A 229-nucleotide genomic window follows, 5' to 3' on the forward strand; every position below is an offset into this window, starting at 1 on the left:
TTGTTTTGGTACAGCTGGCGAACGAGAACCCGTCTTACTGCAAGGCTGGCACTGAAATAATCATCATCTTTTACAATGCCTTTTACCGTAAATTCAACGCCGCGATTGATTTTATTCAATGCGGTGATTCCGTGGATTTGAAACGGTTCTGTCGGATTGCCGAATTCATCCCGCTTCAATGAATCCCGAAGCTCTTCATTCAGCATGTCACATGCCTCTTCCAATACGC

At 45.0% G+C, this 229-nt stretch carries 1 pseudogene; it reads right to left on the reverse strand.

Going from position 1 to position 229, the window contains the following annotated elements:
* A pseudogene (gene mscC / locus ACSNOH_RS35445) lies at positions 1 to 229 on the reverse strand (mechanosensitive ion channel protein MscC); the annotation flags it as partial.

Source organism: Streptomyces sp. URMC 127, assembly GCF_051386535.1.
In the GTDB taxonomy this organism is placed as follows: domain Bacteria; phylum Actinomycetota; class Actinomycetes; order Streptomycetales; family Streptomycetaceae; genus Streptomyces.